At 61.9% G+C, this 4107-nt stretch carries 3 protein-coding genes and 1 pseudogene; all 4 read left to right on the forward strand.

Annotation, left to right across the window (positions count from 1 at the left end; genetic code table 11):
- Nucleotides 1–1256: pseudogene (locus IV091_RS15435) on the forward strand (fimbrial protein FimV); the annotation flags it as partial.
- Between the two features lie 45 nt (nt 1257–1301).
- Complete coding sequence (gene truA, locus IV091_RS15440; protein WP_293470146.1) at nt 1302–2084, forward strand: tRNA pseudouridine(38-40) synthase TruA; 783 nt, start codon at nt 1302–1304, stop codon at nt 2082–2084.
- A gap of 226 nt (nt 2085–2310) precedes the next feature.
- Entirely contained in the window at nt 2311–3024 is a 714-nt protein-coding gene (locus IV091_RS15445; RefSeq protein ID WP_293470147.1) for a phosphoribosylanthranilate isomerase, read from the forward strand.
- Nucleotides 3002–4107, forward strand: a 1106-nt coding sequence (gene trpB / locus IV091_RS15450) for a tryptophan synthase subunit beta (RefSeq protein ID WP_293470148.1), incomplete at its 3' end; no start/stop codon positions are given. The genes IV091_RS15445 and trpB, both read left to right, overlap by 23 nt.

Below are 4107 nucleotides of genomic sequence, written 5' to 3' on the forward strand. Positions count from 1 at the left end.
CAGCGCCAGCGCCAGCGCCAGCAGCCGTGGCGATCAAGCCAGAAGTCGCGGCCGCACCGCCTCCCGCTGAGCCAAGCCTCCTCGACGACTTGCTCGCTAACCCGCTGATACTGCCGCTGGCAGGGGGCTTGCTGGCGCTATTGGCTGGCCTTGGCTTTTACCGCTACCGCCAGCGCGACAAAGGCGCACAGGTAGACAGCTCTTTCATGGACAGCCGGCTGCAACGCGACTCCTTCTTCGGCGCCAGTGGCGGCCAGCGTGTGGATACCAAGGACGCTAAAGGCACGGGCTCATCCGTGATGTATTCCCCCAGCCAACTCGATGCGGGTGGCGATGTGGACCCGGTGGCGGAAGCCGATGTGTACCTGGCCTATGGTCGCGACCTGCAGGCGGAAGAAATTCTCAAGGAAGCCCTGCGTATCACCCCGATGCGTGTAGCCATTCACAGCAAGCTGCTGGAAATTTATGCCAAACGGCATGACAGCAAGGCTTTCGACAGCGTCGCCATCGACGCCTTTAACCTCACAAAGGGCTTCGGGCCCGAATGGGCTTATATCGCCGAGATGGGCCGCGAGATTGATCCCGCCAATCCGGTGTATCAACCCGGCGGACAGCCTGCCGCTGATGGCTTCGCCGCAACACGGGGGCCTTCTCCCTCCGTGCAGGATAGTCTGCCGGTGCAGGTGCCTAAGCCGGCGGTGGATGTCGACCTGGACCTGGATTTTTCACTGGATGATTCACCCCGGGTAGACGCTCCCGCAGCGCCTTCATCCAGCGTTCAGGCGTTCGCTCCTGAGCCTGCGGTGGCAGCTCGGCCCGAATTGAAGAAGAACGATCCGGACCTCGATTTCGGCAATGCAATGACGGCTCCGTCCGCAGTATCCATCGCTGCAACGGCCTTACCGCCCAGTGAAGCACCGCCTTTCGACATCGATTTCCCATCCAACGGCCTGGACTTCACGACCGAGCCCCTGGCCGCACCGGAAGCGGTGAAGCCCGCGAAGGCCGACGACAGCGGGATGCTGGAGTTTGACCTGGACTCATTGTCTCTGGATTTCGAACCCTCCGGCGCGCCAGCAACAGAGGGCATGGCAGCGACAGCAGGCAATCCCCTTGAGACCAAGTTCTTGCTGGCCGAGGAGTTCCACACCCTGGGCGATGCCGAGGGTGCCAGAGCGTTGGCCGAAGAAGTGCTGGCTCAAGCCAAGGGCCCCCTGAAAGTCAAAGCACAGGCATTTCTCAACGCACTGTCATGAGCGTTGTCTGAGGGCCTTCCGTTTTCTCCTGCGGAGGGGGTTTCCATGAGGATTGCGCTTGGCATCAGCTACAGCGGGAGTAGCTACGAAGGCTGGCAAAGCCAGCTCTCGCGCAACACGGTTCAGGACAAGCTCGAGCTGGCACTGACCCGGTTTGCAGTCCAGCCGATACGCGTGATGTGCGCGGGAAGAACCGACGCAGGCGTGCATGCGCTGATGCAGGTAGCGCATTTCGACACGCCTGTGCACCGTGAAGCCGCATCCTGGGTGCGCGGAACCAATGCCTTTTTGCCCGACGATATTGCGGTTCAGTGGGCACGGCATGTGCCGGATACTTTCCATTCCCGTGGCAGCGCCATTGCGCGCCGCTATGCTTACGTGGTGCTGGAATCCCCGGTTCGCCCCAGCGTGGAAGCCAAACGCGTGGGGTGGGTGTACCGACCGCTTGATGGCGCAGCCATGCAGGCGGCCATCCTGCATTTGATGGGCGAACACGACTTCAGCTCGTTCAGGGCTGCCCAGTGCCAGGCCAAATCGCCGGTCAAGACCATCAGCCGGATTGAAATTTCGCAGCGCGCCGGCTATTGGCGCTTCGAGTTTGAAGCCAACGCTTTTTTGCACCACATGATCCGCAACATCATGGGCTGCCTGCTGGCGATTGGCCAGGGTCGCTATCCGCCCGACTGGCTGGCTGAGGTGGTTGCCGCGCGCAATCGCAAGGTGTCCGCCCCCACGTTTTCCCCTGACGGCCTGTATTTTCTGGGTCCCGTTTACGAAGACCACCACGGCTTGCCGGACCGCACGCCCGCTTATGATTGGCTGCCATGACACATGTAGCCCCCACGCTCCCCGCTTCGCGTGGTTCGCTGCCCCCCGAGGGGGCCGCTGCCCTTGCAGGGCGCCACGCCGCCAGAGCCGGCGCATCTGAAGGCTGTCCAAGCCCGCGCAGGCGGACTTGGAGCCGCAGCCTTCAGCCTGCGGCCCGGCGAAGCCGGTTCCGCGGCCCCGGCTGGAAAAAAGAGCGCATGTGCTGTACTCCCCCCGAGGCCAGCCTATGACCGCTTTTCCATATACGCGCACCCGCATCAAGATCTGCGGCCTCACCCGCGAAGAGGACGTGGACGCCGCCGTGGCTGCCGGTGTCGATGCCGTGGGCTTTGTCATGTACGCGCCCAGTCCGCGCAGCGTCAGCGCTGAACGCGCCGCCGAACTGGCCCGCCGCCTGCCCCCCTTTGTGACGCCGGTGCTTCTTTTCGTCAACGCAACCGCTACTGAAATAATAGCTGCTTGCGCCCGTATACCCATGGCTTTGGTGCAATTTCATGGTGATGAATCGCCCGTGGACTGCCTGCAGGTGGGTCGGCCTTTCCTGCGCGCCGCACGCATTCCACTGGACGAACACCCCGGCGCAGGCGGCCTCCGGTTCGATCTCGTAAAATACGCCCAAGACTTCAAAGCTGCCCAAGCCATTCTCCTTGATGCCCATGTCGAGGGTTATGGCGGCGGCGGAAAAACATTCAATTGGTCACTTCTTCCTCAAAGCGTCAACGCTCACCTCGTTTTGTCTGGTGGGTTGACGCCTGCAAACGTGACCGATGGCATTTTGCAAGTCAGGCCGCGTTGCACCACGCTGGCCGTTGATGTGAGCTCAGGTGTCGAGATTTCAAAAGGAATCAAGAGCCTTGAGAGAATCATCCAATTTGTCGCAGCCGTTCGCGCTGCAGACGACCAACTTGTGAAAAATTATGTACAGCTACCAGCAACCTGACCTCACAGGCCATTTCGGCATTTACGGCGGCAGTTTCGTGTCTGAAACGCTGACCCACGCGCTCACTGAACTCAAAGCTGCTTACGCCAAATATCAGCATGACCCGGAGTTCCTGGCTGAATTCCACTATGAACTGAAGCACTTTGTGGGCCGCCCTTCCCCCGTCTACCACGCCGCGCGCATGAGCCGCGAGCAGGGCGGTGCGCAGATCTACCTCAAGCGCGAAGACCTCAACCACACCGGCGCGCACAAGATCAACAACACCATAGGCCAGGCCATGCTGGCGCGCCGCATGGGCAAGCCGCGCATCATCGCCGAAACCGGCGCAGGTCAGCACGGCGTGGCCACCGCCACCATCTGCGCGCGCTACGGCCTCGAATGCGTGGTTTACATGGGCAGCGAAGACGTCAAGCGCCAGAGCCCCAATGTCTACCGCATGAAGCTGCTGGGCGCCACCGTAGTGCCGGTTGAAAGCGGCAGCAAGACGCTCAAAGACGCGCTCAACGAAGCCATGCGCGACTGGGTCGCCAACGTGGACAACACCTTCTACATCATCGGCACTGTGGCCGGGCCGCACCCTTACCCCATGATGGTGCGCGATTTCCAGAGCGTCATCGGTACCGAATGCCTGAGCCAGATGCCCGAGATGAACGACGGCAAGCAGCCCGACGCGGTGGTCGCCTGCGTCGGCGGCGGCAGCAATGCCATGGGCATTTTCTATCCCTACATCACCCATGAGCAGACTCGCCTGATCGGCGTGGAAGCTGCCGGCGAAGGCATGGACAGCGGCAAGCATTCGGCCTCGCTGCAGCGCGGCCTGCCCGGCGTGCTGCATGGCAACCGCACCTATGTCCTGCAAAATGAAGACGGCCAGGTCACCGAGACGCACAGCATCAGCGCCGGCCTCGACTACCCCGGCGTCGGCCCCGAGCATGCTTATCTGAAAGACATCGGACGCGCCGAATATGTCGGCATCACCGACGCCGAAGCGCTCGCCGCCTTTCATTACCTGTGCCGCACCGAAGGCATCATTCCGGCGCTGGAGTCGGCCCATGCCGTGGCTTACGCCATGAAACTGGCCAA

This window comes from Polaromonas sp., assembly GCF_018780625.1.
Lineage (GTDB): Bacteria > Pseudomonadota > Gammaproteobacteria > Burkholderiales > Burkholderiaceae_C > Polaromonas.

Excerpts from the sequence above, each read along its gene's own strand:
- truA (WP_293470146.1), top strand. The coding sequence starts at position 1,302 with ATGAGGATTGCGCTTGGCATCAGCTACAGCGGGAGTAGCTACGAAGGC.
- IV091_RS15445 (WP_293470147.1), top strand. The coding sequence starts at position 2,311 with ATGACCGCTTTTCCATATACGCGCACCCGCATCAAGATCTGCGGCCTC.